The 5,413-nt window shown below is 27.6% G+C and carries 4 protein-coding genes; 3 read left to right on the top strand and 1 reads right to left on the bottom strand.

From position 1 onward, the window contains the following. Positions 1–996: 996 nt before the first annotated feature. The 3 genes from FVE77_RS12400 to FVE77_RS12390 all read left to right on the top strand — a co-directional run bounded on the left by FVE77_RS12400 (position 997) and on the right by FVE77_RS12390 (position 3,207). On the top strand, positions 997–1,953 hold the full coding sequence (locus tag FVE77_RS12400; protein ID WP_026745123.1) for a protein rep: 957 nt from the start codon (positions 997–999) through the stop codon (positions 1,951–1,953). A 36-nt stretch (positions 1,954–1,989) separates the two neighbouring features. Then, on the top strand, positions 1,990–2,217 hold the full coding sequence (locus FVE77_RS12395) for a hypothetical protein (RefSeq protein ID WP_026745124.1): 228 nt from the start codon (positions 1,990–1,992) through the stop codon (positions 2,215–2,217). Between the two features lie 369 nt (positions 2,218–2,586). Then, positions 2,587–3,207, top strand: a complete 621-nt coding sequence (locus FVE77_RS12390) for a Type 1 glutamine amidotransferase-like domain-containing protein (protein ID WP_036087341.1) — start codon at positions 2,587–2,589, stop codon at positions 3,205–3,207. A 770-nt stretch (positions 3,208–3,977) separates the two neighbouring features. Here the strand turns inward: FVE77_RS12390 and FVE77_RS12385 are convergent. Beyond that, complete coding sequence (locus FVE77_RS12385; RefSeq protein ID WP_026745122.1) at positions 3,978–5,402, bottom strand: plasmid recombination protein; 1,425 nt, start codon at positions 5,400–5,402, stop codon at positions 3,978–3,980. Between the last annotated feature and the right edge of the window lie 11 nt (positions 5,403–5,413).

The raw sequence follows: 5,413 nt of genomic DNA, 5'->3' as shown, positions 1-5,413 counted from the left end.
TTTGTTTTAATTATGCCAAAAAAAAAATTAATCTGTCAACTTTGCTTACCCCACTTGAAAAGAAGTGGGGTAACTCCCTATGCAACTTGGGTATCCCAAGTTACTGGAGCAAGGGGGATTCCCCTTGACCCCTTTTTCATTTGAAAAAAATATAAAATAATAGTATTTTCAATGCTTTTTATTGTTTTTATGTATTTGTCAAATAATTGAGAATTTAATAAATCGTATCAAAAAAATCAACTTCAAAAAAATGACTGGGTATGCAGACACTTTTTAGGCTTTGAATACGTGTAACATCTAAGGTATTAATCCAGGCAAAAACTGGGGGAATAGAAGTCTTTTTTTAAAAAAATTATGATTATAAAAAATTTTTCAAAAATTGATTGATGGGTTAAAAGTTATTTTTTCGTTTTAAGACGTTTACAGACACATAGAGAGCTTTGAAAGGTTTTAACGTAGTAAAGGTAGGCTTACATCGTTTGAAGCCCTGTATGGCTCTGCAATCGCTTTTAACGACATATTCAAACTTGACTTTCTCTTTTTTCAAATGAACTCCCCCCTAACAAGGGGGGTGGGGGGGTGTATATATTAGAACAGTAATTATTTTTTTAAAAAAATGATTGCTGTTCAATGATTTATTACTGAAATTTTTGTGATGTGAAAATCTGTTTTTTAACTTGTTTCTTCTTCTCTTGATAATATACATAGTTTTGACAGGATTTTCAAGCAAAAAAAATGCTTTCTAATGCCCATAAAATAGTGCTTTGCTTTCATTTTTCTAAATCTTATTTTTTTCTTAGAACAAAAGAAATGGAACAAGAAAAAACTCCTTGCTTTAGTTTTTGAAAAATGATATAATTAGCTTGCGAAGAAAAAAATATTATTTTATCAAAATCTAAACGAAAGGAGTTTTCTATATGAATTATTTTTTATTTTAAATATTAAATATTAAATATTAAATAATTCCCACGCTTCGTATATAGATTATAGCATAAGATGAAATCAAAATCAAGACAAGTAGAAGAAATTTTACAAAAATTAGAAAAAAAACAATTGACAAAAGAAAAATTAGAGCAATTAGGGTTAAAACATTTCAGTGAAAAAACACTTCAGAGAATCCATGATTGTGGTAATTTCATACAATCAGTTTTGACTGCAGATGAATCTACAGGAAAGGTTGTAAAAGCAAACAGGTGTATGAACCGCTTTTGTCCAATTTGCCTTGCAACCAGGAGCAGAAAGCAAGGATTTGCATTAGGAGTAATACTTGAAACATTGAGAGAAAACTATGATTACAAGTTTTTATTTCTGACATTGACTGTACCGAATGTACCTGGCCACGAATTAATCAAAGAATTACAGAAACAATATGAATCTTTGAAAAGATTTATACAGAGAAAACAATTTAAAAATATAAGCAAAGGATATGTTAGAAAAACAGAAATTACTTACAATCCTAACAGGAATGATTTTCATCCGCATATTCATATGTTAATTGCTGTAGACGAAAATTATTTTACTAGAGAAAATTATGTAAAGCAAGAGACATGGCTAGAAATCTGGAAAAAATGTAAAAGAGATGACAGTATTACACAAGTGCATATAAAAAAAGCAAATGAAGAATCTTTCAGAGAACTTGCAAAGTATGAAGCAAAAGATCTTGAATATCTGAATTATGGTGAAGAAGTGTTTGATGTATTTTTTAAAGCATTGAAAGGAAGAAAAACTCTAACATTTAATGGATGCTTTCAGGAACACAAAAAATTGTTTGAATTAGGAGAATTCGATGATTACATAGAAAAAGATGATAATTATTATGAACTCACTTCATTTCATAGCTATGAAAATCATTTTAAAAAATATAAGCATTTAGAAACAAGAGAGATGACAAAAGAAGAATTAGAAGATTTCAATGACATGGGAATTATGGATGAAGAAATTCTTGAAGATTGATAGAACTAAAAACAAATTAAGAAAGGTGGAACAAAAATGAAAAGAAAAGAAATTTACGAAAAGATATCAGAAATGCATAACATTGAACTAAAACGTTTGCTAAATCTTTATAAAAATAATGAAATTGATTTAGAGACATTAGACAAATTATTTGCTGTTAGAACAGATGAATTAGTGCAACACACAAGAGATTTAGCAAATGCTTGCGATGAAGAACTAGAAGAAAAAATGAATTTTATTATTAATACTATGACAGAAAAATGATTAAAACTTAAGTAGTAAAATAAAGATAATTGCTACTATTCCTATAACAGATGTTTGACAATTATGTTTAAATAATAACAAATGAAAAATAGCCGTAGAACTCTCAAATTTACACGGAAAACGGTCAAGGCATATATTGAATAGGCTTTTGCTTTAAATGTGTTAAAAGAAAATAACAGGCAAAAAAACGGCTATGATGATTTTAGTGTTGTCACATATCTATTATTTCACAACAATTTATAATTGATAAATAAGTTAAAAATGGTAAAATCTAAAATAAAAATTTTTTTAATGAGATAGAAAATTAATAGAATACGCGGATGTAAAATTTAATTAAATTTTGTTGAGACCGTTAGGAAAGGAATTTATATGAGTAAATTATTTTTGACATCATATTTAGCAGGAACGAAAAATTTAGTGAAAGAATTTTTAAAAGATGTACCAGAAAAAGAAATTACGTTTGTTCCTACTGCTTCAAACACTGAAGATTATAAAGGATATGTAGACGAAGCTAAGCAAGCATTTTTGAAATTGGGATTTTCAATAAATATTTTAGATATTTCAAAAACAGAAAAACAAAAAATAGAAAATATATTGAAAGATACAAAAATTTTGTATGTATCAGGTGGAAATACATTTTATCTATTGCAGGAACTAAAACGTAAAAAAATTTTAGATACTATCAAAGACAAAATGTCAAATGGAATGCTTTATATAGGAGAATCGGCTGGAGCGGTTATTACTTCTAAAAATATAGAATACATTCAGATAATGGATAATAAGGAAATTGCTACTGATTTGGATAATTATGAAGCAATGAATATTACAGATTTTTATATTTTGCCACATAATAATGAATTTCCATTTGTCGAAAGTGCAAAAGAAACTATAAAAATTTATGAAAGTAAATTAAATTTACTTCCAATAAGCAATAGTGAGGCAGTTTTTGTAAATGGAAAAGATTTTGTTGTAAAAAATGATGATAAATAAAAATGTGGGAAAATAGAAAGGAAAAAAATGGCAGCAAATTTTGGAAAAAATTATTGTTGTGAGATAATAGATATATGACTTTAAATACTTGCGTTTAATTTTGAAAAGTGATATAATAAATTATACAAAAAACTGTCTGTATGCAGAAGTATAGCGGAAAAAGTACCTTGTTCTTTATTGAATGGGGTATTTTTTTATGATATAATTGTTTTTGCCGTAAGGCTCGCTACCTTACAGCAATTGCATACGGACAGGGGGTGGTCGCAATGGTTCTTTGGGATTTGGCTATTCTGATAGTTATAATCGTTCTGTTTCTGATTTTTAACAATCAGAAATAGTTAAGTTCTAATATCTCATTGTCCTACCTAGCCTACCAGTTGCACCTTTTGGGCTGGTAGGTTTTTTATTGAAATATATCGCAGAATAGCCATAAGACTTCCATACAAGGCAGGAAAAAGGATAAGGCATATATTGGGTAGGCTTTTGCTTTAGATGTGCGAAATATGGAAATGTAGGCAATAAAACGAATATATAAAAATAATTTTTCAAATAAAAAAGGCTCTGTTGTAAAACAGTGCCTTTTGTTTTTCAAATAATTAATTAAAATATTGCTTTTCAGTTAAATTAAAAATATCATTGCTTTTATTTTGCAAATAATATAATTGTTTTTTTGTTTCTGCAAGTTCGTGTTTTAAAATTTTGAGATAATTATTAGCATGCTCAAATTCTTCATCTGTTACTTTTTCTCCAAGATCTAATCTGTTTTTTATTTATATTATTCGATTAAAGTTTTCAGAGTTTCTTTGTTTTGCTTGATTTTCTGATTTATTGTTTGTATTATTCCATCCGATTTTTTCGATGATTTTATTCAAGAATTTTCTTGTTTCTTTAATTAAATCATCATAAATTCTTCTGTTTTTTAATATTTTAAAGAAGTTTATTGCGTCAAGAATTGAATGAAGTCTTATAAATTCTGATGTGTCAGTTTCTTTTATTTCTTCAACAAAGTCGTAAGCATTATCATAACTTTTAATTTCTTCTTCAAAATCTTGCATTAGATAATCAATTGCGTTATTACTCATAACTCTTATGATTTCACTATCTTTAATCACTTGTTTTCCAAATCTTTCTTTCATTTCTTCTTGAAAAAATTCATCATTTTTAAGTGATTCTAGAATTTCTTCACGATTCTGTTTGTTTTCTGAATATAATAGAATTGCTTGTTCTTTAATTTCATCTTCTGTAAAATTACTTTCTCTTGCGATTGTTTGCATTGTTTCAAGTCTAAATTTTTCATCTTTCTTCAGATCATATTTTAATTCTTGTCTTGCTCTTGCTTTTAATGAATTATCATTTTTGAGTTTATTTATTATTTTAGTAATTTCTTGATTTTCTAGTTCTTTTATTTTTTCGTTATTCAGTTCTGCAATCACTTGATTCTTGATTTCATCATTTTGCTTGAGTTCTGATTTTACTTCATTTCTTAATTCTTCAGATTTTTTCAAAGCGATGTATTCTTCTTTCGTATAATCGTGATTCCTGCCTTGTTGTTTTGCATCCATTTCAAAATCTTGAATTACATATTTTTTCATCAACATTTCAGCATTTTCTCTCATAACTTCCTGTAGTCTTGAAAGCCTATTTTGAGTAAATACTCTTGTTTTTGAGCATTGCATTGTCATTCCTTGCTTGAAGCCATATCCAGTCGGGATTGCAATGACATGCATGTGTGGAGAGGCCTCATCTTGATGGATAGTTGCATTTGTAATTAATAGTTCAGGAACTTCTTGTTTTAGAAATTCTAATTGTTCTTTGAATACTTGATTCATTAAATCTCTTTTATTTCCGTTTTCTTTCCAAAATTTCATATCTGCAACTTGAATTATGATTTCAACAGCAACATCTTTTTTCAGATCATTTTCAACTTTATTGAAATAGTCTTTAATGATTCTTTCTTTTTTCGTTTGTTTACTGTTGTATTCATTTACTGCAGTCTTGAAATGATTATTAAAAACTTGCTTAAATTCTTTAAACGTTTTGCAAGCATTTGGAACTAATTCAATAATTTGATTTTTATTGTAATGTAAACTTTCTAAATATTTTCTGTAATTATGATTGTATGCACCACTAATGCTTTTCCGATTCGTTAACGCATGTTTTTTTGATGATACATGCAATGAATAACTCCTTCCCATTTTTTGACTCC

It is taken from the genome of Leptotrichia hofstadii (assembly GCF_007990525.1).
Classification (GTDB): Bacteria; Fusobacteriota; Fusobacteriia; order Fusobacteriales; family Leptotrichiaceae; genus Leptotrichia; species Leptotrichia hofstadii.
Note: the sequence above shows the minus strand (reverse complement) of the source record. Positions and strands in the feature narration are given on the sequence as shown.